Annotated in this window: 24 protein-coding genes and 1 pseudogene; 18 read left to right on the top strand and 7 right to left on the bottom strand. The window is 46.8% G+C overall.

The annotated features are described in order from the left end of the window. Positions 1–35 precede the first annotated feature (35 nt). The 11 genes and pseudogenes from RQP52_RS13745 to RQP52_RS13695 all read left to right on the top strand — a co-directional run bounded on the left by RQP52_RS13745 (position 36) and on the right by RQP52_RS13695 (position 11529). Positions 36–842, top strand: coding sequence for a substrate-binding domain-containing protein (locus RQP52_RS13745; protein ID WP_315952177.1), 807 nt, complete (start codon positions 36–38; stop codon positions 840–842). 126 nt (positions 843–968) lie between these two features. Continuing rightward, positions 969–1412 (top strand): annotated as a pseudogene (locus RQP52_RS13740) (Gfo/Idh/MocA family protein); the annotation flags it as partial. Then, the gene (locus RQP52_RS13735) at positions 1349–1873 is read left to right on the top strand and encodes a Gfo/Idh/MocA family protein (RefSeq protein ID WP_315952176.1); all 525 of its coding nucleotides are present in this window, start codon (positions 1349–1351) and stop codon (positions 1871–1873) included. The pseudogene RQP52_RS13740 and the gene RQP52_RS13735, both read left to right, overlap by 64 nt. A 93-nt stretch (positions 1874–1966) precedes the next feature. Further along, complete coding sequence (locus RQP52_RS13730) at positions 1967–2710, top strand: GntR family transcriptional regulator (protein WP_315952175.1); 744 nt, start codon at positions 1967–1969, stop codon at positions 2708–2710. Between the two features lie 196 nt (positions 2711–2906). Further along, on the top strand, positions 2907–3890 hold the full coding sequence (locus RQP52_RS13725; protein WP_315952173.1) for a phosphotriesterase family protein: 984 nt from the start codon (positions 2907–2909) through the stop codon (positions 3888–3890). A 2-nt stretch (positions 3891–3892) separates the two neighbouring features. Then, complete coding sequence (locus RQP52_RS13720) at positions 3893–4669, top strand: SDR family NAD(P)-dependent oxidoreductase (RefSeq protein WP_315952171.1); 777 nt, start codon at positions 3893–3895, stop codon at positions 4667–4669. A 25-nt stretch (positions 4670–4694) separates the two neighbouring features. Continuing rightward, positions 4695–5492: an SIS domain-containing protein gene (locus RQP52_RS13715; RefSeq protein WP_315952169.1), complete on the top strand. Its 798-nt coding sequence runs from the start codon at positions 4695–4697 to the stop codon at positions 5490–5492. 42 nt (positions 5493–5534) lie between these two features. Continuing rightward, positions 5535–6788 (top strand): FAD-dependent oxidoreductase, encoded by a 1254-nt coding sequence (locus RQP52_RS13710; protein ID WP_315952167.1) that lies wholly within the window; start codon positions 5535–5537, stop codon positions 6786–6788. A 37-nt stretch (positions 6789–6825) separates the two neighbouring features. Then, complete coding sequence (locus RQP52_RS13705) at positions 6826–9063, top strand: hypothetical protein (RefSeq protein ID WP_315952166.1); 2238 nt, start codon at positions 6826–6828, stop codon at positions 9061–9063. A gap of 118 nt (positions 9064–9181) precedes the next feature. Beyond that, positions 9182–10561, top strand: a complete 1380-nt coding sequence (locus RQP52_RS13700) for an ADP-ribosylglycohydrolase family protein (protein WP_315952165.1) — start codon at positions 9182–9184, stop codon at positions 10559–10561. Between the two features lie 86 nt (positions 10562–10647). Continuing rightward, positions 10648–11529, top strand: a complete 882-nt coding sequence (locus RQP52_RS13695; protein WP_315952164.1) for an AraC family transcriptional regulator — start codon at positions 10648–10650, stop codon at positions 11527–11529. 45 nt (positions 11530–11574) lie between these two features. Here RQP52_RS13695 and RQP52_RS13690 read toward each other — a convergent pair whose 3' ends face one another. From RQP52_RS13690 to RQP52_RS13680, 3 genes are read right to left on the bottom strand one after another with little or no spacing between them, the layout of a single operon-like run. Beyond that, entirely contained in the window at positions 11575–13107 is a 1533-nt protein-coding gene (locus RQP52_RS13690) for a type 2 periplasmic-binding domain-containing protein (RefSeq protein WP_315952162.1), read from the bottom strand. A gap of 45 nt (positions 13108–13152) precedes the next feature. Next, entirely contained in the window at positions 13153–14034 is an 882-nt protein-coding gene (locus tag RQP52_RS13685; protein WP_315952161.1) for a carbohydrate ABC transporter permease, read from the bottom strand. Positions 14035–14049: 15 nt separating this feature from the next. Continuing rightward, the gene (locus tag RQP52_RS13680; protein ID WP_315952244.1) at positions 14050–14973 is read right to left on the bottom strand and encodes an ABC transporter permease; all 924 of its coding nucleotides are present in this window, start codon (positions 14971–14973) and stop codon (positions 14050–14052) included. A gap of 327 nt (positions 14974–15300) precedes the next feature. On the opposite strand from RQP52_RS13680, the gene RQP52_RS13675 reads away from it, so the two are divergent. From RQP52_RS13675 to RQP52_RS13660, 4 genes are all read left to right on the top strand, one after another. Then, positions 15301–17589: a helix-turn-helix domain-containing protein gene (locus RQP52_RS13675; protein ID WP_315952159.1), complete on the top strand. Its 2289-nt coding sequence runs from the start codon at positions 15301–15303 to the stop codon at positions 17587–17589. Then, positions 17586–18413, top strand: coding sequence for an AraC family transcriptional regulator (locus tag RQP52_RS13670; protein WP_315952157.1), 828 nt, complete (start codon positions 17586–17588; stop codon positions 18411–18413). The genes RQP52_RS13675 and RQP52_RS13670 overlap by 4 nt, the downstream gene beginning before the upstream one ends. A 121-nt stretch (positions 18414–18534) precedes the next feature. Continuing rightward, entirely contained in the window at positions 18535–19620 is a 1086-nt protein-coding gene (locus tag RQP52_RS13665) for an amidohydrolase family protein (RefSeq protein WP_315952156.1), read from the top strand. 3 nt (positions 19621–19623) lie between these two features. Then, positions 19624–19986: a Rieske (2Fe-2S) protein gene (locus tag RQP52_RS13660; RefSeq protein WP_315952155.1), complete on the top strand. Its 363-nt coding sequence runs from the start codon at positions 19624–19626 to the stop codon at positions 19984–19986. Positions 19987–20254: 268 nt separating this feature from the next. Here the strand turns inward: RQP52_RS13660 and RQP52_RS36475 are convergent, their stop codons facing one another. Then, a complete protein-coding gene (locus tag RQP52_RS36475) occupies positions 20255–20527 on the bottom strand; it encodes a Rieske 2Fe-2S domain-containing protein (protein WP_379173859.1) in 273 nt (90 codons plus the stop codon). A 49-nt stretch (positions 20528–20576) separates the two neighbouring features. On the opposite strand from RQP52_RS36475, the gene RQP52_RS13655 reads away from it, so the two are divergent. Both RQP52_RS13655 and RQP52_RS13650 read left to right on the top strand, forming a co-directional pair. Continuing rightward, positions 20577–20882 carry an AraC family ligand binding domain-containing protein gene (locus RQP52_RS13655; protein ID WP_315952154.1) on the top strand — a complete coding sequence of 102 codons (306 nt, stop codon included), beginning with the start codon at positions 20577–20579 and terminating at the stop codon, positions 20880–20882. A gap of 66 nt (positions 20883–20948) precedes the next feature. Then, positions 20949–21344, top strand: coding sequence for a helix-turn-helix transcriptional regulator (locus RQP52_RS13650; protein ID WP_315952152.1), 396 nt, complete (start codon positions 20949–20951; stop codon positions 21342–21344). A gap of 15 nt (positions 21345–21359) precedes the next feature. Here the strand turns inward: RQP52_RS13650 and RQP52_RS13645 are convergent, their stop codons facing one another. Both RQP52_RS13645 and RQP52_RS13640 read right to left on the bottom strand, forming a co-directional pair. After that, the gene (locus RQP52_RS13645) at positions 21360–22004 is read right to left on the bottom strand and encodes a Gfo/Idh/MocA family oxidoreductase (protein WP_315952150.1); all 645 of its coding nucleotides are present in this window, start codon (positions 22002–22004) and stop codon (positions 21360–21362) included. A gap of 170 nt (positions 22005–22174) precedes the next feature. Next, positions 22175–22921 carry an AraC family transcriptional regulator gene (locus tag RQP52_RS13640; protein ID WP_315952148.1) on the bottom strand — a complete coding sequence of 249 codons (747 nt, stop codon included), beginning with the start codon at positions 22919–22921 and terminating at the stop codon, positions 22175–22177. A gap of 163 nt (positions 22922–23084) precedes the next feature. On the opposite strand from RQP52_RS13640, the gene RQP52_RS13635 reads away from it, so the two are divergent. Next, a complete protein-coding gene (locus RQP52_RS13635; protein ID WP_315952147.1) occupies positions 23085–23996 on the top strand; it encodes a nucleoside hydrolase in 912 nt (303 codons plus the stop codon). Between the two features lie 3 nt (positions 23997–23999). Here RQP52_RS13635 and RQP52_RS13630 read toward each other — a convergent pair whose 3' ends face one another. Then, positions 24000–24923: an AraC family transcriptional regulator gene (locus RQP52_RS13630; protein ID WP_315952146.1), complete on the bottom strand. Its 924-nt coding sequence runs from the start codon at positions 24921–24923 to the stop codon at positions 24000–24002. Between the last annotated feature and the right edge of the window lie 79 nt (positions 24924–25002).

Here is a 25002-nt window from a genome sequence, read left to right as displayed (position 1 = left end):
CTCAGGCGGACCTCTAATGAAAGTTACAATTAAAGATGTCGCGCGTGACGCGGGCCGAACACGTACAAGAAGCAGCCTGGGAACGAGGATATACACTACTTCTCTGCTCAGCAGGTTACGAACTTGAAAAAAATTTGGAATGTTTTAAGACACTCGTAGAACGTAAAGTTGACGGCATCATTTCCGGAAGCGTAGTTAAGGATGCTGAAGCTCTTCGCAAGCTGTATCAGACGCATCTGAATCGTCTTCCGCTCGTTTCTTTGGATTACACGCTGCCGGAGGCGCATTATAACATCTCAGCGGATCACTTTCAGGCTTCTGTTCAAGCTGTCACGTACTTGATTCGACTTGGACACGTGCGAATTGCTTATGTGGGTTCCCATAGGTCCGACAGGGAAGCAGGGTACCGCTTCGCGCTGGAATCAAACGGCCTAACCGTAGATGAAGCCCTGATTATCCGCGGGGAAGGCACATTTGCCTTTGGCAGTAAGGCTGCAGCCGGCCTGTTGAACAGGGAGTTGCCGCCGACGGCGTTGTTCTGCTGGAACGATATGATGGCCTTAGGTGCTATGCAAAGTTTGCAGCAAGCCGGGCTCGCCATTCCTGCTGACATATCGGTCATCGGATACGATGATATCCCTATGGCTTCCTTGGTGAATCCAGCGCTCACCTCCGTACGCCAGCCTCTAAAAGAAATTGGCCGTGCTGCTGTGCAAGCTTTGATTACAGAAATCGAAGGTCAAGACCAAGCCTCGACGAACCGTACGTCTATTCTTGCGACGGAGTTCATCATTCGAGGAAGTACCGGAGTGAACCCGGGCAGAACAGGCAACCCTTCTTAAACGGGTGCAGGCTAACCCCTGCACTTCTCTTTTAATTAATTGTCATAACGTTATTACAAATTATTATTTTGGAGGAATGTCGTATGGAAAGTTGCCGAACCGTTATCATGACAAAGTTCACAATTTGCTGCGGAGTTTGGCTGCGAAGGTTATACCCATATGTCCGATTTGTTAGCTCGGAAGGACATTCACATCGTGTCGGTCTGCACCCCCAGCGGGCTGCATAGCGCGCAAGTCATCGCCTGTGCGCAAGCTGGCAAGCATGTGATTACGGAAAAACCGATGGCGATTACCTGGAACGATGCACAGGCGATGATTGCCGCTTGCCGGCGGGCGAACGTTAAGCTTACCGTGATTTCACAGCATCGGTTGAGTCCAGATGTCATTGTGTTGAAGCAACTGATAGCGGAAGGCCGCTTGGGACAATTGTTGGCAGGCAACGCCTCAATTAATTGGTACCGTACTCAAATTACTACGACAGCGGCTCTTGGCGTGGAACAAAGGAGTTGGATGGTGGTGGAGCCCTGCTTAATCAGGGCATACATACGGTTGATCTGCTTCAGTATTTGATGGGCAGTGTGACATCCGTGCACGCCCATACCAGGACTATCGGCCACGAGCACATCGATGTGGAGGATATTGCTACAGCGGTGCTGACATATGCAGACGGCGGCATCGGCACGTTGTTTGCCACGACCTGCGCTTATCCGGGACTTCAAACGCGCATCGAAATTTTTGGACAGCAGGGAAGCGCGATTCTGGAAAACAATGAACTTGTTTATGTTGCGTCACGCGATGGAGAGAGCGACTGGTCCCACCTCGCTGAACAAAGAGTGGTCAATTGGAATAAAAAGACGGCCAATCCGGAGGATGCTGTAGGCACTGCACATCGTTTGCAACTGCAGGATCTGATCGACGCGATTGACCAGGATCGGGAGCCGATTGTCAACGGCGAAGAGGGAGCGAAGCCGCTTCAGATTATTTTATCCGCCTATGCATCGGCATCAAAAGGGCTGCCCATTTACTTGTGAAAGACTTGTTATCCGACTAGCGTAACCTTTGCTGGTTATCCCAACTATGTTATTATGTACGTACAATCGTAATAAGATAGCGTGAGGTGCACCATGCAGCGTATTGATCGTGATTTGCCATTACCTTTATACTACCAAGTTTATCAACAGCTCGAGGCGGAGTTGACGGATGGTTCCAGACAACCAGGCGATTATTATTCGACAGAAATGGAGCTGCAAGAAAGGTTTCAAGTGAGCCGGGCAACCATTCGCAATGCGTTGACAATGCTTGAGAACAGCGGACTTATTAACCGGATTACGGGGAAAGGCATTTTTCTCGCACCGCTTAAAGTGAAAGTTGATTTGCCTAATCTGTTAAGCTTCAGTGAAGAGATGAAGCGGCGAGGGATGACCCCCGGCACGCGGCTCGTGGAAGTGGAGATCGTTTCCCCGCCCAAGAACATCACTGCTGCCCTTATGCTTAAGGAAACGGATGAGGCTTTGCTGATTAGTCGAATTCGTACGGGGGATCAGCATCCGATTGTGTTCTCGCAATCCTACCTCCCGCTTTCTTTAGGCTTGAACAAAGAGTTAGATTACACAGGTTCCCTGTATGAGTTAATTCAGGCACATACGGGAAGAGAGGTCACGGAAGCGGTTCATGTGATTGAGGGAGCACTTGTAGAGAGAGAATCAGCCGATCTGTTGGGGGTTGATTCCGGCTTCCCAGGACTCAGGTTTCGCCGAATTGCTTATGACCATGGAGCGCAGCCTTTGGTCTACGAAGAAGGTGTGATAAGAGCTGATTTATATTCTTATGAGATTCGATTAAGTAGAACGCCGAACAAGGGCGAATAACGCACGAGAACGACCATATTCCGAGAAGTTCGATTCGGTAGTATGGTCTTTTTCAACTTTGTACGAACAATCGTAATAAGTAATAGACATACCTTGGTGAATATTTTATAATGAAAGTGAAAATTAGTTTGTACGTACAATCGTACTAGAGTAATACAATTAATCACGAGTTAGCAAAAGTTTTGGGAGGTGCGGTATGAAAATACGAAAAGTCCGAACGGTTCTCGGCGATATTCCCCTAGATCAGCTAGGCATTGTGTATGCGCACGAGCATCTGATTATTCAAGGCGGCTTAGGTGTGATGAAAAATAAGGACCTACAGCTGAACCGCATCGAGGCTGCCGTGTTGGAGGTTCAGGATTGTATGCAGTATGGAGCACGTACATTTGTGGATTACATGCCGCTGGACAGTGGCAGGAACCCGGCTGCGCTGGTAGATATTGCAAGGCAGACTGGCGCGCATATCATTGCGGTAACCGGGTTTCATAAACCGATGTACTACGATGATCTGCATTGGATCTACCACTACCCGGTTGATCAGATTGCCGAGCTGCTCATCGCGGAATGCACGATCGGGATGGACCGGCACAGCTATAACGGACCAATTGTTGATCGTTTACCTGCAAAAGCGGGGGTTCTCAAAGGAGCTTCGGGTTATAACGTCATCGCACCAGTATCCAAGAAACTGCTGGAGGCAGCGGCCATCGCGCATCTGGCAACCGGCGTGCCAATTGCTACGCATACCGAGCACGGGACCTGCGGGCTGGAGCAAATCCAGCTGTTAGAAAAATACGGCGTAAATCCAAGAAATGTGATTATCTGTCACATGGACCGTAATCCGGATTTGTATGTGCACAAAGAATTGGCGGCAACAGGCTGTTATCTGGAATACGACAATGCCAGCCGAATCAAGTATCACCCTGATTCCCATGGCAGCGAACTCATTCGCGGAATGATCGAGGCAGGATATGAACGGCAACTGCTGCTAGGTACCGATTTTGCCCTTCGTTCTTATTGGAAATCTTACGGAGGGGGACCTGGGATGGCGCATCTGTTAGCTTCTTTTGTTCCACGTCTGCAGGCGGAAGGTGTAACTGAAGCGCAGTTGCAATTGCTGCTTAGACACAATCCTGCCGAGGCTTATGCGATTAGAAATATGCATCTGGAGAGGGAGATGTAAACATGCGTTTCAGAAATCAGCATGTGCTTGTTGTCGGCGGTACCGGCGGCATTGGGCTTGAAACGGTCCGGCGTTTCCTAAGTGAGGGAGCGCAGGTGGCAGTCATAGGCGTGGAATCTGAAGATCAGTTATCCGATGAACAAAAGCATGTTTTATCCAGCCCTGATGTAATTCACGTGCAAGCCGATGCAGCAAGTACTCAGCAAATGAATCACGCAGCAGCGAAGTTAGAGGGCATCCAGAAACGGCTTGATGTTTTGGTGCATGTCGCAGGCATAAGTGCAAGGCGATTTGGCGACGGCCCTTTGGACCAGTGTTCGGAAGAAGGCTGGGATCGGGCGATGAGTGTGAATGTAAAAAGTGTCTACAATAGCAATCGCATTGCGCTAAAGCGAATGCTGGAGCAGCGAGAAGGAGGCGTGATCGTCAATATTTCATCCGTGCTTGGCATGGTGGGCGTCCGAGATCATTTCACCACGCATGCCTATGCAGCCAGTCGGGGGGCTGTCATCTCACTAACGAAATCCGCTGCGGTCTACTATGCCAAAAATAACATTCGGATGAACGTCGTGTGTCCCGGGTTGCTAGATACCCCGATGTCGCAGCGCGCCATCAGTGATCCGGTTATCTGCGAAGCGTTAACAGAGTTTCAGCCGCTGGCTCCGCATGTTGGCTATCCGAACGATGTAGCCTCAGCCATCTTGTTCTTGGCAAGCCAAGAGGCAAAATTTATGACCGGTATCGCGTTACCTGTAGATGGCGGTTGGAGTGCTCAATAATCGAAATACAAAGGAGATTAAACAAATGACAACAACAAACATAAATGTGGAAGCTTACTCCATATTAAATACCCATTATTTAGATGGCGTGAAGAAAGTCATTGAGCGCGTGGAACAGACTCAGATGGACGTTATTGATCGCGCCGCCGACATTTGTTTTAACAGTATTTACAAGGATGGGTTGGTCCATCTCTTCGGCAGCGGACACTCACGAATGGCTGTCGAAGAAATGTATCCGCGTTACGGCAGCTTTCCTGGTTTTCATCCCATGGTAGAGCTATCGTTGACCAATCATCATGCGGTTGTAGGCAGCAATGGGCAGCGTCAGGCGATGTTTCTGGAAAATGTGGAGGGCTTTGGTCGCGTAATTGCAGATAATTTTCATTATGGCGCCCATGACAGCATGATGTTATTCTCACACAGCGGGGCGGGAAGTGTCGTCATTGACATTGCGTTGTCGATGAAAGAACATGGCATCCCTGTTATTGCGGTGACGTCTGTTGGGCATAGCCAGCAAAGCCGTTCTAAGCACAGCTCGGGTTACCGCTTGTTCGAGCTGGCGGATATTGTCATCGACAATGGTGCTGTACCCGGAGACGCTATGGTCAAAATTGAGGGCTTGCACACACCGGTTGGACCGGGCTCCACGATTGGCAATACCTTGATTGTTAACCTCATCAAATGCAAAGTTGCTCAAAAGTTGACAGCGGCAGGGAAACCGCCGAAGGTAATTACAAGTGCAATCTTCGTAGGCGAAGATGCGTCTAAAGAGCTATTCAACGCATCTTACGAGGAATACTGGCGTACGACCAGATCCATTTAATCTATAGAGAAGGGAACCCCAATAACAATGGATTGCAAAACAGTGGATATAGTGGTGCTTGGCGGTGGCGCAGCTGGCGTATGTGCGGCGATTAGTGCGGCACGTGGTGGACGAAAGGTGCTTCTCGTGGAATCCCAAGGCTGCTTGGGAGGCTCCCGAACGGCGACAGGGGTGGATACGTTTTACGGTTTCTATACGCCGAAGCGGCAAGAACGAATTGTCGGAGGTATACCTTGGGAGATAGCCGGGCAGCTAACGCATGCGAATGCGGCATTTGAGCGGACAAATACGTATGGTGCAGGTACGGGGATTACGTACGATGTCGAGATGTTAAAAGTTGTCTATGAGCAAGCTGTTCTGGCTTCCGGCGCTGAGCTGTTGTACCATACGTATGCCAGTGAGGTGCACGTGTCAGAAGGCCTTATAACAGGTGTTCTCCTTGCGAATAAGCAGGGTTTAACCGAGGTTTCTGCGAATGTCTATATTGACGCTACAGGGGATGGGGATATCGCAGCCAGATCGGGTGCCCCTTTCGAGAAAAGTGACACGAATGAGCTGCAGTCGCTATCTACGATATTTTTCATGGCAAATGTCGACACGGCTGCTGCTAAGCTTGTTTCTCACCAGAAGCTTGCCGCCAAGATGAAAGAAGCGAATCGTTCTGGGCAGTTCGTGCTTCCTCGGGAGGAGGGATCTTGGCACATCACGCCAAATCCTGGCGTTATTCAAGCGAATATGGTACGGGTCAGTGGCGTCGATGCTACAGATCCATATGCTTTAACGCTTGCAGAGGTGGAAGGACGTAGTCAAACCAGAGAGTATGTACGTTTTTTAAAAGAATGTGTATCAGGCTTTGAACAAGCATTCCTGGTAGGAACCAGTCATCATATTGGCGTTCGGGAGACCCGACGCATTATCGGCGAATACAGGCTGACGGAAGAAGATGTGGTGGAAGGTCGAAAATTCGGGGACGGAATTGCTTGCTGCGGCGCACCGGTTGAGGATCATGGCTCAGGAAAAGACACCCGTTGGGTGTACGTGAGTGACGATGGCTACTACCATATTCCATATCGGGCACTAGTTCCTCAGAAAGTGAACAATCTGCTCGTAGCTGGACGATGTTTGTCGGCCACACATGGGGCTCAAGCGTCAGCTAGGAACTCCGCCCAATGTATGGCGATGGGGCAAGCTGCAGGAGTAGCAGCAGTTGTAAGCTTGGAACAGAACGTCCAGGTGCGATCCGTCTCCACAGGGTTATTACGGGAGCGCCTTCGTTCACAGGACGTTATTCTTTAAGCAAAGTTCTACATGATACTGAGAGGTTGTGTGTGCATTGCACCGAGTCGGTCATTGGGGTTGGGATCAGCATCAACTTCCCGTGTATCATTACACCGGGGGATATCCGGTTGCTGCCAAGGATAAAGCAGGACAGGATGCAAAGCTTCCTGAGGATCCTTGCTTTTTATTAGGGAATTATAGAGCTACACTATTCGTTCATGCCAGTGGCGGTTATCAGTTTATTACAGGTGAACGCGGATGGGCCAGAATGAATCATGGTGGCAAAAATAAAGGCTGGAACCAGAGCATCGTTGGTATAGCAAGTGACGATGGCGAAGCATTATATTCCCTTGTTGGCGAAAACGCCTGCAAGGAGCTGGTGACGGCGCAAACGTTTGGCATCGGGTATGCTAGCCTGCAATATCAGTTGCAAGATCTGCAACTGAGCAAAGTGATTTCCATGCAACCCTCCATGGAGCTGCATAAGGGCAACCCGTCTTTTTTAGTTCAAGTGACGTTGACGAACAAGGGGAAGCTCCCTTTAACCGTCGGCTATAAGGAAGAGATGCTTGCTCATTACATGATGATGAACGATCAGAATGCGGCTGAAACGACGGGAGAATCGTTGTATCGAAATCAAGTCCGTGTGGATTCGGAAAGAAATGTGGTAAAAGCCGATATTTTCTACGAACCGACCCAATTGCAAGTACTGCCAGACGATATCCAGGAAGTCTACACCCATGATATCGCTCCACCGTCTTTGTTTCTAAAAGTGGTCCCAGTTTCCACCGGAGGAATTTGCACAGTATCAACTCGCTGTCAGGATCGGGGAGACATGTTAAGTGCGGAATGTTCAGTTGAACTGGCACCCGGTGAACACAAGACATTGCAATTCGTAATCGGTCTTACTTTTGAACAGGATGCCCATGCGATGGAAGATCAGTTTCAGGACATGCTGGAACAAGCTCAACCGCACGGAGATTTCCTGGGTGCTTATACCGAGTTATGGCGGAAGAAGCTTCCTGACCTTGCGGACGAGCCGGATGCGGAGCTGCGCTGCGAAATGTTGTGGAATGCCTATACCTTGGAAGCGATGGCCACATATAGCCAATATTTTAATGAAACGTATATTCCACAAGGATCCGTCTATGCCTATCATCTCGGGGAAAATGCTTCCAATCGCGACCATTTGCAGCATTGTCTGCCGCTCATTTATACGCATCCGCAGCTTGCCAAATCCTGTATCCGCTATGCGATGAAGCACACATCCCGAGATGGTGAGATTAAGCGACAGAACATTGGATTCGGCTATAGTGACCCCGGCGTATATATGGAAAGCGATGCACAGTTGTACATGTTCCAAGCTGTAAGTGAATATTTGCGAGTGACGAAGGATGTTTCCTTTTTGAACGAAAGCGTAGCGTATTACCCAGTTGAGATTGGGCGGACAGATACGGTACTCACGTTCCTGATGAAGCATTGGATCTACCTAAGAGACGTGGTAGGCAGGGGACGAAATGGATTAATCCGCATGCTGAATTCGGATTGGAGCGACAGCTTTTTTCATCCTTACTCGCCGAATATTTATAAGCATTTTGCCCAATCTCACTTAAATACCGCGATGGCTCTCGCCGTGTTCCCATCTTTCATAAGAGAATTAAAGCAAACCAATGAGCATGTCGGCGATCCTTCACGGTTGGCACACTTTATTCAAAGCTTAAGTGATTATCATGATAGCGTGAGAACATCCTTTATGAATGAAATGGAAGGCAGAATATTCTCACCGCGATGTTACTTAGGTGAGCATGGTGAGCCGGAACTGCAATTTGGAGTGCATACACTTTGTATAGAGCCGCAGCCTTATTTGCTTCAAGATGAGGACTTTCCGGTTGAACGAAAGCGACGGTTATATGAGGAAATTCAAGCGAGGGTATTAGGCGGGGAAAAATATGGCGCTAGGACGCGGGAGTTCCCGCTGTGGGGCAATGGTGACGGTGAAGATGGAGCCGTTTGGTTCGCTCATCAAGGACCTTTGATTGTGGGAATTGCCACATTCGACAGGGAAGAAGCGATTAGGCTGCTGCGCAAATTAATGTTTCATAGGTTCGCTGATCACTACCCTGACTATTGGGTCGGACACTGGACCTTTGCGGACAGCGTAAACTCGTCGCTTTCTACGCGTGAAGGGTTATACTCCTTCTGGATACAGGATGCGTTTCATCCTTTTTGTGCGCATGTGCATGCATGGCAGCTATATGTATATTACAGGGTGTATAGAGGGACGCCGGCTTAGACTTGCTTCTCGCTGATTACGCAAAAAATGAGAATGAATTGCAAAATTTAGGAGGTCAGGGAAGGCTCGATTCTGTAGACTTGAAACATGTTAAAAAACATGTTGTGGAGGATATCAAATGGCGGGTTGGGTTGGTCTACAGGAATTGATGAGAGCAGAAGTCATTCAACGCAGAGATGAAGCTTGCGATGTGAATGGTTTTCTGGAGCGAATTGAAGCAGCAAGTGAGAATGAAGCCGACTTGCTGTCGATTTATGGCCAGTTATGTGCTCTGGAACCGCAGCAACCGAATATGGATGAACCTAATGAATTGAAAGAAATCAGAGCGCTTCGTCCAGAGGGGCCGCGTAAGCTAGAACTTGATCTGTCATCTGAAGCATGGCAAGACAAGTTCTACGGTGCATGGCTCGGCAGATCTATAGGCTGCGCGTTGGGTAAACCGCTGGAATGGCCGAACTTTATGGCAGGCTCACATGGCCGACCGGGATGGGAAAACGTGTATCTTTGGTTTGAAGGAGCGAATGCATGGCCAATTCAGAACTATACACCAGGAAATTCCTCAGCGGAGAAAGAATATGGAATAAAATTAGCAACCTGGGGGTCGGAAAGTACAAAAGAACGAATTGCTTACATGCAAACGGATGATGATATTCGATATACCGTTCTTGGACTTATGATGCTTGAGAGAAAAGGACTGGATTGGGATTCCTGGGATATCGGCAAGCTATGGCACGAGGTGCTATCTTATAACCAGGTATGTACAGCCGAAACACAATCCTACTTGAATTTTGCTCAAGTTACGCATCATTATGGTGAAGTTAAAAAACCGCAGGATTGGGATCATAAGAAGCACTGGGTACGCACTTATTTGAATCCATATCGCGAATTCATAGGCGCACAAATTCGGGCAGACGGGTTTGCCTATGGAGCAGCAGGCCAGCCTGAGCTTGCCGCAGAGTTGGCTTGGCGAGATGCCTCCTTCTCCCATATTCGAAACGGCATTTACGGTGAAATGTTTGTTGCTGCAATGATTGCTGCCGCTTTCGTGGAGTCGAATCCCCTGAAACTGGTAGAGATTGGACTTAGTGAAATTCCGCAAAACTGCCGCTTAGCACGGGATGTTAGAAAAGCCGTGGATATTGCCCAGGATACAACAGATCAACTCGCTTTAGTCCAACAACTATGGGATGCTTTCCAGCACTATGACCCTGTTCATACCAATAATAATGCCGCTTTGGTCGCAGCTTCGCTGGTTTTCGCCAAAGGTGACTTTACGACGGCCATCGCTACATCCGTTCTATGCGGGTGGGATACAGATTGTAACGGAGCGACAGTAGGCTCGATTATGGGCGCTTCACTTGGGGCTAAGCAGCTCCCTGCGCATTGGGTAAAGCCTCTTAACGATACGTTATACTCAGCTGTTATCGGCTTTCACCCCATTGCCATTTCAGAGTGTGCTCGGAGAAGCTATGAAGTGTTCCTGAAATTAAAAAATTAAAAGTACATTTTATTTGGTAAGCCCGGAGAAGCAAGCTAGATGCTCCTTCCGGGTGTTTTCTGTTACAATTAGAGGTGTGAATGTACATGTTTCAAAGAAAGGAAACACAGATGATTCTGCCTATCCTGTACGAAGATAAAGAGCTCCCCCTGCATGCTTTTAAATGGACTCCTAGTAAGGACCTTGAACCTCAGCATCACCACAACAGTTTTGAGATGGGGCTGTGTCTTTCTGGTCGTGGACATTTTTATTTTGCTGAAACGGTATACCCGGTTGAACCTGGAGATATTTTTATTGTAAATATCCTTGAAAATCATATCGCCAAGTCGGATCTCGATCATCCGTGTGAGTTTATTTTCTTTAACTTTGATGCGGAACTATTAGCTAAGGAAGAGCCTGAGTTGATGGTACCTTTCCGCTATTTTCCCTTTCATTTTCGCAATCGCTTGCAAGGGAGCAGAGAGGTTATGGAGAGTCTGCGTTTGATGATTGAACAGATGTATGAGGAACAGAGTCGCAAAGCTCCCGGTCATAAAACAGCGCTAAAAAGCTTGTTATTATCAATTTGTGTAGCATTGTTGCGAATGTCCAAGGAAGATATCAGCAATGTATCTTGGTCAAATGGCGTACATAATTACGTGTATATACGGCCAGTTTTGGAATATATGGAGCAGCATTACCAAACGGATGTGGACTTAGCGCTGCTCTCTCGCTTATTTCATATTTCCCAGTCCCATCTGTCGCGATTAATTCTAGAAGCTACGGGCCGGAAGTTTAAAAGCCATATGATTACACTTCGCATTCAGCACGCAAAACGATTGTTGGCCGTGACAACACGTCATGTAACCGATGTTTGCTTTGATTGCGGATTCCAGAGCATGGCGACATTCTATCGCAATTTTAAGGAATATGTGGGCATGTCTCCGGAAGAATATCGTCGTCAAGTGATCATCATCGTTCCAAAATAAAAGGCAAGATACCCTGTCAGGTATCTTGCCTTTGCATTTCATAGCTTATTTGTTTTTATACGCGTCGGTCATTTCTTGAATAATTTTCTGAACCGTTGGGTCAGCTTTGGTTTTTGCAACATATTCATCCCAAGCCGCTAACGTCTCTTTGCCCATAATGACTTTAATCTTCATGTCTTGCATTTTCTTGTTCAAGTCCGGTCCGTTCGTGAGGTTGGTTTGCGAGATGAGACCGTTAGCCACGTTCGGTTTGCTGAATGTAGCGCGGTCATCAATAATTTTCTTGCTGCGGTCATAAAACTCTTTTGGAATGCCGTTATAGTAGGCGCGTTGATATTTATCATATTTTTGAATGATCTGCTGCAGGTTATTCGTCGTATCCGGCACATTATCAGTTTTCGCTTGATCTGTCGCTGCTTTAAAGCCGTCTTTCACCGTGTAATGCTTGTCTGGCAGCCCATAAAGCGCTAAATCGGCGACATCGTCCTGATAAGCTCGATCCATGAAGGCCAGAATTTGTTTCATTTTTGCTTCGGATACCGTCTTAGGAATCACATACATACCAAAGTTTCCGGAATCCTGTCCGGCAAATTTATTGCCTTCTGGCGTTGTTAAATACGTAAGTGGATAGGAATCGGCTTTCGGATCGATTTTACGCATCGCATCGGTGTAGAGCCATTGGGGATTGAGTGCAGAACCTAGTACACCAGCTTTGCCTCCCATATACTGCTCGCGCGCTTGCGAGTTTTTGATGACAGCGAAATCTGGCGTGAGCACTTTTTCATCATACGCTTTTTTCAGCCATTCCAGCGCTTTGCGTTCTGTCGGCTCTAGATAGACAGGGGTAATTTTACCATCAACTAGCTTCCAGTAGCCATTATTGTTGTTGAACACATCTTCAACCCATCCGTATAAGCCCATAGCGTCCGCTTCGACTTGACCAGTCAGACCAACGGTATCGGCCTTGCCATTCCCATCAGGATCTTTTTCTGTAAAAGCTTTTAACACCGCGTACATGTCGTCCATGTTCTCCGGTACTTTCATGCCTAGTTTATCCAGCCAGTCTTTCCGAACGTGGACGCCCCAAGAACCTTCTAATGGGCGAGGACGCGGAACGCCGTAATTTTTACCTTTGATTTTGGCGTTGTCCCACACGGTGTTCGGAAGCGAACTCAATGTTTTGTAATCTTTTATATAAGGCGTGATATCCCAGAAGGCACCGGAAGTCGCCATTTGAACGACTTGGGAATCAAAAACATTCATCACCAGATTCAAATCCGACATGTCGCCTGAGGCTAACATGATCTTGGTTTTCTCGGCGTACGTATTGACGGGTACCCATGTAACATTTAATGTTGTATTCGTTTTCTTTTCAATTTCCTGAAGGATGGGATTGCTCGGATCTACAGCCTGTGCACCTTGTTGATTGCTGAAAATTGAAATTTTTACCGGTCCTGAGCTCGTTGCCACAGGCTGAGAGCTTGCCTCTTCTCTATCGGAACTACAGGCAGTTAAAGTGAGGGCAGCGGTCAATGTTACCAGTGCGCAAATGGAGATGAGTTTGAATTTTTTTTGCATAGATAGAACCTCCCTAAGTTATTGTACCTGAATATTTGTACTTCATCATCCTTTAATAGACCCCACCATCACTCCTTTTGCGAAATGTTTTTGAAGAAGCGGATACACCAGCAGGATAGGTAGTGTGGCAATGACGACAGCCGCCATTTTCAAGGTATCGGTTGGGATTTGGATATCCCCGGCTAATTGATTCGCAATTTCCCCCGAGGAGGAGGAGGAGGAGTCGATGAGCAGCGTTTGCAGGACAATTTGCAAAGGACGAAGATCTGGCTTTGTGATGTAGAGCACCGCCGAGAAGAACGTGTTCCAGTAGGCAACGGCATAGAATAATCCGAAAGCTGCCAGCGATGGAAGAGAGAGAGGCAGAATGATCCGGAACCATGTACCTAGATCGCTTGCTCCATCGATTTTAGCCGCCTCTTCAAGCTCATCGGGGATACTATCAAAAAAGCCCTTCATGAGAATGACATACCATCCGCTGGTAAGAACGGGAAGAATCAATGCCCAGATGGTGTTGATCATATGCAAATCTCGAACAACCAAATAAGGTGGAATAATGCCTGGATTAAACAGCGTTGTCAGGAGAATTAGGATGAGTAACACACGACGTCCTTGTAACCGTTTGCGTGAGAGGGCATAGGCACCAGCCGATGTCACAATTAAACTGAGTGCTGTGCCGACCACGGCTAAAAATGTGCTCACACCGGCAGCTTGTATAAAGACATTATTGGAGAGCAAATAGCGGTAGGAATCAAGTGTCCATTTTTCCGGCAGGAGTACGATCGATTTCTGTAAATACTCAATAGGTGACGTGAAAGAGACCGCTGTTACATAATAGAAGGGAAATAACATCGTCAGTGCGATCACGATTAAAACGGCGAGGATACTTCCTTCAAACCATTTGTCCGCAAGTGTTCGTTGGTTCATGCTGAGTACTCCTTTCTAGTAAATGCCATCTTCGCCAAACTTCTTGGCTAGGCGATTGGTAAGGACGACAAGGATGACACCGATGATCGACTTAAACAAACCGACAGCTGTGCTGTAGCTGAATTGAGCTTGCTGAATACCGCTGCGATATACATACGTATCGAATACATCGGCAACATCGGAGACAGCGCCGTTCATCATGAGATAGACTTGTTCGAACCCGACATCCATCATGTGACCGATACGCAGGATGAGTAAAATGATAATGACGTTGCGAATAGCCGGCAAAGTGACGTGCCAGATTTGACGAAGTCTGCCTGCGCCATCCATACGTGCTGCTTCAAATAACTGCGTATCGACAGAAGCTATGGCGGCAAGGAAAATGACCGTTCCCCAACCGACCTCTTTCCAGATGGATTGAAGCGTCAGCAGTCCCCAGAACATCCCTTGCGAGGTAAGAAAGTCGATCTTCTCATACCCTAACGCATCAAGAAGCTTATTAATGAAGCCGCTCGAAGTGGAGAGCATGAGATAGGTAATGCCGACAATAATGACCCAAGACAGAAAATGCGGCAAGTAAATGATGGATTGAATGATACGCTTGAGCCATTCCCTGCGCACTTCATTTAACATAAGCGATAGGAGAATTGGCATAGGGAAGAAGAATATTAAATTCAGCAAATTAATTGCAAGCGTATTACGGAGGAGCAGGAAGAAGCTTTCATTGCCAAAGAATCGACGGAAATGCTCCAGCCCCACCCACGGACTATCCCAAAACCCGACGTAAGGGGTATAGTTTTTAAAGGCGATGAGTATACCCCACATGGGTACATATTTAAAAATGAGGAAAAATAATAGCATCGGAGAGGCTATTAAATAGAGCATGCGATCGCGCTTCAGCCCTTGCCATGTGCGGCGCCATTGGGAAGCAGCGGCCATCGTGGCGGAGGTGCGCTTACTGGACGGAGTAATCAACGCTGTTGTTTTGGACTTCATAGGACTCACCTTTCTGTGGAGTGGATGTGTTGTTCATGGCTCCACTATAGGATGACGATTGATTTCCGACAACTAGACAGTTATTCTTGGGCATTTCCTAGCGTTTCATTCTTATTCTTGGGAATTTCCTGCGATTAGACTTTCATTCTTGGCATGTTTTTTGGCGATTCTGCCCTTTGCAGGTTGCATGATTTCTTATATGATGGAGCTACATTGTGGCGGATGTGTAATCTACCTGTGTTCGGGCAGATGAGGGGAGTAAGGGTGCGTATGCGCAAACTGGTTTATCGACGGAAAGAGCTGATCATCGTCATGCTAAGCGCTTGCTTACCGGCAGCGATTATCGGCATTATCTTGTATGTACTTGGCACACAGCAGATTGAAAAAGAAGCACAGAAAGCACATCAAAACCAAGTCGCCTATGGCATTGAACGGATCAATGAAAATTTAAATCATTTGGAATCCATTATGGCGCAATGGTCGTTTAATTTGAATTTGGGCAGCAGTTTTGCGGATTTGGACGTCTACCAGGATTTCAGGGGTACTCGCTCCATCTTTCAGTCGTTAACTTGGATCAAATCGTCGGATCCTTTAATTGGCGATGTGACTCTCTATTTGGATAAACAGCATATGCTGATTAAAGAGAACTCGGGCATCAACGTCATTCAATCGTCGGATGACCTGCAGTTGTACCATACGCTTGCTTCCTACCAACGGGATGTCTATTGGTCCAATCAATTAAAGAGTAATAATGGCATGGCGCCTTTTTCGCTAATTGTACGGATACCTGGGGGACTCGTTGAAACAGAAGCTGCGCTCATTATTGAAATCAATGCGAAGAAGCTGAATGCGCTCATTTCAGAATTGGATGCGGAAGGGACGGGTTCTACCGTTTTCCTCCAGCAGGATGGTAATATCATTTCTTTAGGGCAAAGCAGCATAGAGCGACCTACCGATTTAGATAAAATATTAATGAAATCGATTGCAGGCAGTAAAACGGAAGTAACTTCCTCCATCCAAACCTGGAACGGAGAGGCTTATTCCTTATCTGTTGGTCAGATGAAGCGAATAGGGAATCTCTGGACGATTGCTTCTGCGACACCGCTCGATCAAATGACGGAGCCTGTCCAGCGATTATCACGCGTGATCATGATAACGGGATGTCTGGGTATCCTGCTTGCGCTGCTGCTGTCGTGGTATTCTTACCGCCGGATGTACAATCCGGTTCATCGATTCTTTCAACAATTGTTTCCTGGACGTTCATCAGGGGGACATAATGAGTTTGAATATATTGCTGACGAATGGAAGCATTTATCACGCGAAAGTCAGATTCTTCAAGAGCGTATTGATCAACATTTGCCATCACTCCGTGAAAATTTTATGCTGCAGTTGCTCCAAGGAAAGTTATCTTTTCTTAGCGAAGGGGAGATGACCGATCGCGTCGAACAGCTAGGCTGGGAGGTCAATGGTCGCGAGCACGCAATCTTGGCGCTGCAAATCCATGGTATTTACCGATCTGAGGGGAAATTTTCACCTGGGGATGAGCAATTAGTGACCTTTGCTGCCATGAATATTGTGAAGGAAATTACGAAAAACAAAGGAATCGACGGACTTATCGTTAATTTCCATGACCTCACATTAGGTGTGCTTGTGCGACTTCGCAATGACATGGCAGAGGAAAACCAACAATCAAGCTTATTTCACTTGGCGGAAGAATTGGCACATACCTTGAACAGCCTGTTGAAAGTGGAAGTCACGGTGTGTGTTGGCGCCCGAACGAATGAACTTCGTAAGCTGTCACTTTGCTTTGATGATGCCCGGAATGCGCTTGCTTATCGGAAGCATGGTGAGACGCAGCAAATTTTGGATGTGGAGGATATGATTCCAGGCGGGCATGATGCCATTGTCTACCCGTTTGAAGAGGAAGCGGCAATCTTGAAAGCGCTGCGTTCAGGGCATGAGGATGAGCTTATGGCGTTGTTGGATCATTTTTTCACCTTATTAAAAGCAGAGGCGAGTACGGAGCTGGATGTCAGGCAGGCCCTCATGCAGCTGTGCGGGAATTTGCAGAACACCATTCTGCTGTCAGGGTATAACCCATTGCAGCTAAATGACGGGGTGGATATGTGGGAACAGCTTGCAGCTATCCGAGAGCCTGAAGCAGTTGTCAGATGGATAAAGCAGTATATCGTAGCCCCATATATTCACAGGCTGCATCTTACACAGGATATGCAGCTAAAACGACTTGTAGAAAACGTGCTGACAACGATTCATAGCAGCTATGCCAAAGACATATCACTCGAGTATTGTGCAGATCTGCATGGTACCTATTCCAAGAAGTTGAGCTTGGGTTTTAAGCAAGTCACAGGACAAACGTTTATTGACTATTTAACGCAATATAGATTGACGCGAGCCAAACAATTGCTTCTGGATACAGACGAAAAAATCAATGATATTGCGATGCAAGTCGGCTACCAGCCACCTTATTTTAACCGCCTCTTTAAAAAGATTGAGGGCATGACACCGGGGCAATTCAGAGATAAGGCAGGACAAGTATGAATTATGAATTTTTGACAAGCTTTACACCTCGGATTTTAGACGTTGTTGAACGAAATAAATGCTTCTGGGATGAATTTCATTATGAACTCCTCAGGGAACGAACCAAATTGCATACATTTTCTTATGTGGTAGAAGGGGAAGGATGGCTTGAGTTGGATGGGGAACGACATCAGCTTCATAAGGGGTGTTTGTTTCAAATTCGGCCTAACACGCATATGCGAATTACGACGCAGTCTGACAATACCGTATGCTTTATATCCTTTCATTTTAAATACTGGTCAAGCCGTTGGGAGAATGGGGAGATGCTGCTAACGGAAGGCGCGGAGATTGTGCCGGTGAGCGGTCAGGTAGTCCATATCGGGCAGACGGACATTGAAGAAACGTTTCGAGATGCTTTTCAGCTATGGCAGTCAAAAGTGGATGGTTATGAATGGCTGGTCAAGCTGGCGTTCATGAACGTGATTCAAAGAGTAAATGAATTAACAGCTATGGCGAACAGCGAGAATCCAACAACGGCCGCTGTACAGAAAGCGTCTGATTATATTAAAAATCATTACCAGCAAAGCATTTCCAGGGAAATGATCGCTCAGCATGTATCGTTATCACCAGGCTATTTATCACTGGCTTTTAAGCAGGTTACCGGACTGGGCTTAACGGAGTATCTGGTGCGAATGCGGCTCGACCGGGCGAAATATTTGCTCAAAAGCAGCAGGCTGCCGATTCGCGAAATTTCGGATGCGTGCGGCTTTGCCGATTCTTTTTATTTTACGCGTGTATTTAAAAAAGAAACCGGTATGAACCCTCGCGATTATCGCAATTCTTAATGTGAAATGACCTGACAAAAATCCAGATTTAAATGCGTATTCTTCATGTACCTTCGAGGTATAGACCTTTATAGTGGTATTTATAAGCGGTTACAACCTTGATATGAAGGAGCGTTTGAAGATGAGTAGACCTAACATTATTGATGCTGACGTGCATAATGCGATTGCACATTCCAAAGATCTGCTGCCCTTTTTACCTAAAGTATGGCATGACTACTGGCTATCGGCGGGGCCCGCATACGGTGGAGGCTGGCATTCACCGATTGGGGTGATGCGCAAGGATACCATTCCGATAGGCGGCGGCATTCCGGGCAGTGATCCGCAGCATATGCTGAAGCACCATTTTGAGAAATATGGGATTGACTACGGTATTTTGACGGGCTCAGGCATTCTCGGTGTTTCCTTAAATCCCAATCCCGATTATGGCAATGTTGTTGCGAGTGCTTACAATGATTGGCTCGTAGAGACTTGGTTAAAGGCAAGCCCCGTTTACAAAGGCTCCATTCTCGTCAATCATGCGGACCCGCTCGCTGCCGCCAAGGAAATTGATCGTATGGCGAAGCATAAGGATATGATTCAGGTAATTATGTGCAGCGGCTCACGCATGCTGTTCGGACAGCGCTTCTTTCATCCGATCTATGAAGCGGCAGAGCGCAACGGTTTACCGGTTGCTGTGCATCCCGGAACGGAAGGACGAGGGATTGCAGGCGCACCGACACCGTCGGGCTATCCGACGTCATATTTGGAATGGCATAACATACTGCCAACGAATTATATGGCGCATGTGAACAGTCTCGTCTGCGAAGGGGTGTTCGAGAAATATCCGAAACTGAAATTTGTTGCCATTGAAGGCGGAATTGCTTGGCTGCCGCATCTCATGTGGCGAATGGACAAAAATTATAAGGGCCTGCGGGACCTTGTGCCATGGCTCAAGCGGCTTCCTTCGGAATATATTCGCGAACATATCCGGCTGACGACACAACCGATCGAAGAGCCAGCGAATCCGGTGCACTTGAACCAGATTTTTGACATGATTGGCGGAGATAACATGATTATGTTCTCTTCAGATTACCCGCATTGGGATTTTGATAATCCGTCCATGGTGCTTCAGCCGATCCGGAAGGATTTGAGGCAGCGCATTCTCGCTGATAACGCGATTGAGCTGTATGGACTGCAGACATTTCCAGTGTTGAAACAGGAGGTGTAGGTCATGAACAAAGTGAAATCGCGAATAAAAGCTGTAACTGTGGAGGAACTGGGCGTAATTGGCCGCAAAATTGTGACGCTAAAAGGGATAGAAATCGGTATATTCTTTGTGAATGGCAGCTATTATGCCTGGCGAAACCTATGCCCGCACGCTGCTGCCCCTGTCTGTGAGGGCGTTGTTTGCGGGACTCGGCTCCCCTCACTTGTCTATCAGTACGAGTACGGCCGGGATCAGGAGATCTTGCGTTGCCCATGGCACGGCTGGGAATTCGGACTTACAGATGGCAAGCATTTGGTGGAAGGCGGGGTCAAGCTTCGCGGGTATGAGGTTGAAGTTGAGGGAAATGACATTTATGTGCTGATGTAGAATGATAGGATTTCTTCCCAATAATTCCTTGCAGCAATGTAAAAGGACTTGAGCGGCAGTTCACGCTTCAAGTCCTTTCTGTTACGTCTTATTGGGTAAAAAGGTTAACTTCATTAATGGTCCACCAAGCACTCTTGGCTGTGTTAATTTTGAATGTAACGTAGCGACCTGTCCGAGTTGTTTTCCCCGACGATACGGGTCATTCCTTTATACTCGGACAACCGCCACTGTCCATCTATCGCAACTCCTTTACAGTCATATAGCGTCCTCAGTTGATTTTCATGTAAACTTTACCTGTTAGCACTTGTACGGGATATGTCTTCAATTGCACACATGCCGGACTTTTTTTCGTTTCGCCGGTCATATAGTCGCATTTGCCATTATGCTTTGGGCACTCGATCAGATTGCCCATGTCAAGCCCATCAGCAAGATGTATCTTTTCATGTGTGCAAAATCCATCTGTTGCGTAGTAGCCATTGTCCTGCGAACGATAAAGAATGATACGTATTTTCCACCTTATATTAAACGGAAGTTCGGTCAAACGCCAAGCGGAGCTCGCTTATAGATACTTTACTGAAAGGAACAACCCTATGAACCGAATTCGCTTACATACAGGCTGCCTTCCATTCATTCGCGATATGGGGAAGACACTGACCAATGAGGGTTGGATTCATCCAGACAGAAACGCTGATTTTAATGTGTTTATTTTCGTCATCAAAGGTCAGATGCAGGTCGTGGAGGAAGGGAAGGAATATTTGCTTACAGAGGGGACTGGCTTTTTTCTCAAAAGTGGACTACATCATTGGGGAGGTCCAGGCACATTGGCAGATACCTCAACGATTTGGGTTCACTTCTATGATCGAGTCGGGGAGTCGCTCCCCAGAAGGCTGACCTAAATGAAAAAGCTTCGGCAATACCAGCTCGTATTGATAATCACTTGGTGTGAATAATTAACTTTAAGTATGAAGACGATGGACATTTTCCTCGATATTTATCGACTATTATTGGAACGTCCCAAATTGTCTAGCAAGTCGGATGCTGTCGTGCAGAAGCTTGCGGATTATCTGGAAGAGCATTGGGAAAATAAACTGGACCCGGAACAGATTGTCTCGGAATTCAAGCTTAATTACCGCTACATGAGCACATTGTTTACAACTAAAATGGGAATTAGTTTATTCAACTATCATGAACGGCTTCGCATTCATAAATCAGCTGAGCTTCTAAGAACAACGACGTTCAACGTTTCAGAAGTGAGCGATCGCCTTCATTTTACGAATCCGTATTATTTCTCCCGTGTGTTTCGCAAAGTGATGGGGGAGTCGCCAACGGAATACATTCGCAATATTTATCGCACATGACCGTACGTTTGTAAGCTACTCAAAGCTAGGAATAATGACTTCCTTACCGCCTTGCATCGCAGATTCATGCGCACAGATGCCAGCTGCTGTCCAATTGGCAGCTGTCACGGCATCGATAGCCGGTTTCCGTTCTTCGACGATGCTGCGTAAGAACTCATGAACTAGGTGCGGATGCGAGCCATGATGACCATTGCCTTGCAGTACGGATTGGTGTGGATTGTTCGGATCCAGAATAGCTTGGTTCGTAATATGATAAGCTAGCTCTTCCGGAAGCAGGTCTGGACGGGAAGGTGCTTTCACCAAGGTAACATCGGATTTGCGGCCGCGCTCTCCTTGTTGGACTGCGGTTTTAAAGACAGTCAGGGGGCCATCTTCCATATGCCATTCAACGGAAGCTTCTTCACCATAAATATTAAAGCTCTCCATGTAAGGGACAAGATGAACGGCATCATATTCATCAGATTTCAGAATGTCATCTAGATTCGTATAACGTCTTTCAAACCCGTATTTATCTCCATATTGATTCAATAGCTCTTCATTCGTATCGCAAATGGCTACATGCTCTACATCCGGGTGGGCATGATAGATCGGTGCGAAAGCCCCTCCAAATCGAAGCCCAACTAAGGCGATTCTTACTTTTTTAGTGGTTGAGTTACTCATGTGTGTCGCTTCCTTCCGTCAGGTTATCGTCGTCTACGTCTTTAATAGTAGACCTTATGAACATCCCTGTGAATGAAGTGAGCGACAGATAAGTTGTATTCTGTTCAGGTTGTATCATCTTTCAGAAGATGGCGCAGGGGTTACTGTGTAGGACGGTAATCAGTAGCGCCTTATTCTTGCACACGAAACTGACGCGGTGTAAGGCCTGTCGCCTGCTTAAAAAGTGAACAGAACTGCGCATCTGTTGAGAAACCACACGCATTGGCCACATCGGTGATGGGCAGTTTGGTTTGGAGCAAGAGCCGTTTGGCAGCCGATATCCGCTTTGACATTAGGTAATGGATAGGTGATAGTCCATACTTTTCTTTATACAAGTGACGGAATCGATCATAGCTGTAACCCACCAGCTGAGCTAACGTATCTACACGAATTTGTTGACTATAATTCTCGTCGATGTAGTTTTTGGCATAAATGATCTTATCCGCGTTAGGCTCTGAGGCTACCAAATCATCCAATCGAAGCAATTCAATGATTAATTCACTTACAAGATGATTCAGTTTCGACATATAAAAGGAGCGTTTATGCTTCATTTCGAACCCCATTGCCTGTAAGTAGGCTAAGATGGGGTTATTTTCATAGTCAGCATACAGGCCTTCTTGCAGCGTATAGGGTGAGGTATCCTTTTGAAATCCAATGAAAAAAACGTCGCTATCCGTCTCATGCCTCTCGTCATGGATGGTGTGCGGTTGAATCAGTGTAAACGTGTTTGCTTGATAGGGATAGATGACATCCCCAATGCGTGTCGTTCCGCTGCCGCTCAAGTAGTATACCAATTCATAGCATTGGTGTTGATGAGGCGCAATATGAATATGCTGATCTCGTTTCGTATGAAAAAGAAATTCTAATTGTCCATTCATCGGTGGAGCTCCTTTGCTATTAAATTAGCCGAATCCTATAAAAAGTGAGCCGAAGCATGATAAAAGTATATCATGAAGGGCAGTAGACTAGGAGTATATCCGGAATGGATATGTAGAAATAGAAGCCAGATCATACTATTCTTTACGACCAAGGAGATGTCCTATGAATTATCCTAAGATATTAGAAGAACACCGTATTCAGCGATTGCAGCCCAAATCGGGAACATTGCGAATCGTGATGGATACTGACACGTTTAATGAAATTGATGATCAGTTTGCTGTTGTCTATGCCTTACAATCGCCGGAGCGATTGCAAGTGGAAGCCTTTTATGCGGCTCCTTTTTTTAATGATTTGTCTACAAGTCCGAAAGATGGCATGGAGAAGAGTTACCGCGAGCTGCACAAAATTTTAGATTTGATGAATCGTACGGAAATTCCAGTCTATCCAGGCTCAGAGCGCTATTTACCGGGTCCTGAAACACCGGTTGAGAGTGAGGCAGCTCGCAATCTGATAGAGCGGGCATTAGCTTCCTCGCCGGAAGATCCTTTGTATGTCGTTGCAATTGGCGCCATCACCAATGTGGCCTCAGCCATTCTCATGAATCCAAGCATTATAAACAACATCGTCGTTGTCTGGCTTGGCGGGCATGCCCTCCATTGGCAGGATACGCGTGAATTCAATTTGGAGCAGGATATTCATGCGGCCCGCGTCATTTTAGACAGCGGCGTTCCTTTGGTGCTGATTCCCTGTCATGGAGCCGCCTCCAACCTGAAGACAACACTGGCAGAAATTGAAGCCTATGTGAAGGATTCCGGCGTTGTTGGTAAGTATTTATATGAAACTTATCGTAATTGTCATCCTGACCATTTTGCCTACTCACGCATTATTTGGGACATATCTACGATTGCCTATCTCGTCAATGACCAGCATACCCCCAGCGTGCTTATATCAAGCCCGGTTCTTTCAGACGATGCGAGGTGGAGCGTAGACAACTACCGTCACTTCATCCGTTATGTAACCCATGTAGAACGAGACCCGATTTTTCGGGATTTGTTCCTGAAAATTAAGCCGTGATGCTCATGCTTTGCCCTGCATAAGGAGCTGCTCTTTTCGATACCGCTTAGGTGAAATGCCCTTGAGGCGTTTGAATTGTTTAATGAAATAGCTGGAATGGTTAAAGCCCGTTTCAAGCGTAATTTGCGTGATACTTTTTAGAGGGTCGAGCAGCAATTGCTCGGCTCTTCTTATTTTAATAAACATGACATATTGCGTGAAGGACGTGTGCATGACACTTTTGAAAAAACGCGCGAATTGACTATAGCTCATCATACATTGCATAGCCGCTTCTTCCGCAGATATCGTTTGGTGCACATTGTCATTAATGGATGCTAGAAGCTGACGGAATGCGGACATGTTCAGCGTCTCCTCACCTAACACTTTAAGCTGATCAGGCGACAGAAGCGCCCGTTGATCGCGAAGCAGCCAGAGAATGAGCTTGAAAATAGATGCGGAGACAGCCAACTCGAAGCCAAATTCTTTCATTTTGTACTCACGATACATGTCTTCGACAAGGTCATGAAGGGCAGGCTTGTCTTGGACTTCTGGCACAATCCACTTGTTTAGACCTGCGAGCGGAGTGATATAGGGCAAATAATATTGCAATTCGAAAGCAAGCTGAGGCATCGGCCTCAGTAATTCTGGATCGAAGCCAATGACATAATGCCTGGAAGCTTGGTATGGCGCGATAGAAACATTATGCACTTCACAAGGATGAATTAAAATGAAAGTGCCTTCTGCGGCTTCAAACCGATCGCTTCCTACCGTAATTGTGGCATTCCCAGAAGCGATATAAATAATTTCCATATGAAAATGCCAATGGGATCCAATCTGGTAGCCCTCATCGACGGTCGTTTGCACACCAACATAGAAGAGGCGATCAATATCCGATTGGCCGCTTTGGTTTTTATTTTGCTCAAAATAGGGAGGGGGGATCTGGCTCATGTCATTGTCTCCTTGGCACGGGAAAGTAGAATCGTTATATTTTTCGATAGTTTTATTATAGTGTATGTGCATCTTTTTT

Source organism: Paenibacillus violae (assembly GCF_032461945.1).
Classification (GTDB): domain Bacteria; phylum Bacillota; class Bacilli; order Paenibacillales; family NBRC-103111; genus Paenibacillus_E; species Paenibacillus_E violae.
This window is presented reverse-complemented; position numbering and strand designations above follow the sequence as displayed.

What these genes read in the sequence shown, in the direction of transcription:
- RQP52_RS13745 (WP_315952177.1), top strand. Translation starts at nt 36, where the DNA reads ATGTCGCGCGTGACGCGGGCCGAACACGTACAAGAAGCAGCCTGGGAA.
- RQP52_RS13730 (WP_315952175.1), top strand. Translation starts at nt 1,967, where the DNA reads ATGCAGCGTATTGATCGTGATTTGCCATTACCTTTATACTACCAAGTT.
- RQP52_RS13725 (WP_315952173.1), top strand. Translation starts at nt 2,907, where the DNA reads ATGAAAATACGAAAAGTCCGAACGGTTCTCGGCGATATTCCCCTAGAT.
- RQP52_RS13720 (WP_315952171.1), top strand. Translation starts at nt 3,893, where the DNA reads ATGCGTTTCAGAAATCAGCATGTGCTTGTTGTCGGCGGTACCGGCGGC.
- RQP52_RS13715 (WP_315952169.1), top strand. Translation starts at nt 4,695, where the DNA reads ATGACAACAACAAACATAAATGTGGAAGCTTACTCCATATTAAATACC.
- RQP52_RS13700 (WP_315952165.1), top strand. Translation starts at nt 9,182, where the DNA reads ATGGCGGGTTGGGTTGGTCTACAGGAATTGATGAGAGCAGAAGTCATT.
- RQP52_RS13695 (WP_315952164.1), top strand. Translation starts at nt 10,648, where the DNA reads ATGTTTCAAAGAAAGGAAACACAGATGATTCTGCCTATCCTGTACGAA.
- RQP52_RS13690 (WP_315952162.1), bottom strand. Translation starts at nt 13,107, where the DNA reads ATGCAAAAAAAATTCAAACTCATCTCCATTTGCGCACTGGTAACATTG.
- RQP52_RS13685 (WP_315952161.1), bottom strand. Translation starts at nt 14,034, where the DNA reads ATGAACCAACGAACACTTGCGGACAAATGGTTTGAAGGAAGTATCCTC.
- RQP52_RS13680 (WP_315952244.1), bottom strand. Translation starts at nt 14,973, where the DNA reads ATGGCCGCTGCTTCCCAATGGCGCCGCACATGGCAAGGGCTGAAGCGC.
- RQP52_RS13675 (WP_315952159.1), top strand. Translation starts at nt 15,301, where the DNA reads ATGCGCAAACTGGTTTATCGACGGAAAGAGCTGATCATCGTCATGCTA.
- RQP52_RS13670 (WP_315952157.1), top strand. Translation starts at nt 17,586, where the DNA reads ATGAATTATGAATTTTTGACAAGCTTTACACCTCGGATTTTAGACGTT.
- RQP52_RS13665 (WP_315952156.1), top strand. Translation starts at nt 18,535, where the DNA reads ATGAGTAGACCTAACATTATTGATGCTGACGTGCATAATGCGATTGCA.
- RQP52_RS13660 (WP_315952155.1), top strand. Translation starts at nt 19,624, where the DNA reads ATGAACAAAGTGAAATCGCGAATAAAAGCTGTAACTGTGGAGGAACTG.
- RQP52_RS13655 (WP_315952154.1), top strand. Translation starts at nt 20,577, where the DNA reads ATGAACCGAATTCGCTTACATACAGGCTGCCTTCCATTCATTCGCGAT.
- RQP52_RS13650 (WP_315952152.1), top strand. Translation starts at nt 20,949, where the DNA reads ATGAAGACGATGGACATTTTCCTCGATATTTATCGACTATTATTGGAA.
- RQP52_RS13645 (WP_315952150.1), bottom strand. Translation starts at nt 22,004, where the DNA reads ATGAGTAACTCAACCACTAAAAAAGTAAGAATCGCCTTAGTTGGGCTT.
- RQP52_RS13640 (WP_315952148.1), bottom strand. Translation starts at nt 22,921, where the DNA reads ATGAATGGACAATTAGAATTTCTTTTTCATACGAAACGAGATCAGCAT.
- RQP52_RS13635 (WP_315952147.1), top strand. Translation starts at nt 23,085, where the DNA reads ATGAATTATCCTAAGATATTAGAAGAACACCGTATTCAGCGATTGCAG.
- RQP52_RS13630 (WP_315952146.1), bottom strand. Translation starts at nt 24,923, where the DNA reads ATGAGCCAGATCCCCCCTCCCTATTTTGAGCAAAATAAAAACCAAAGC.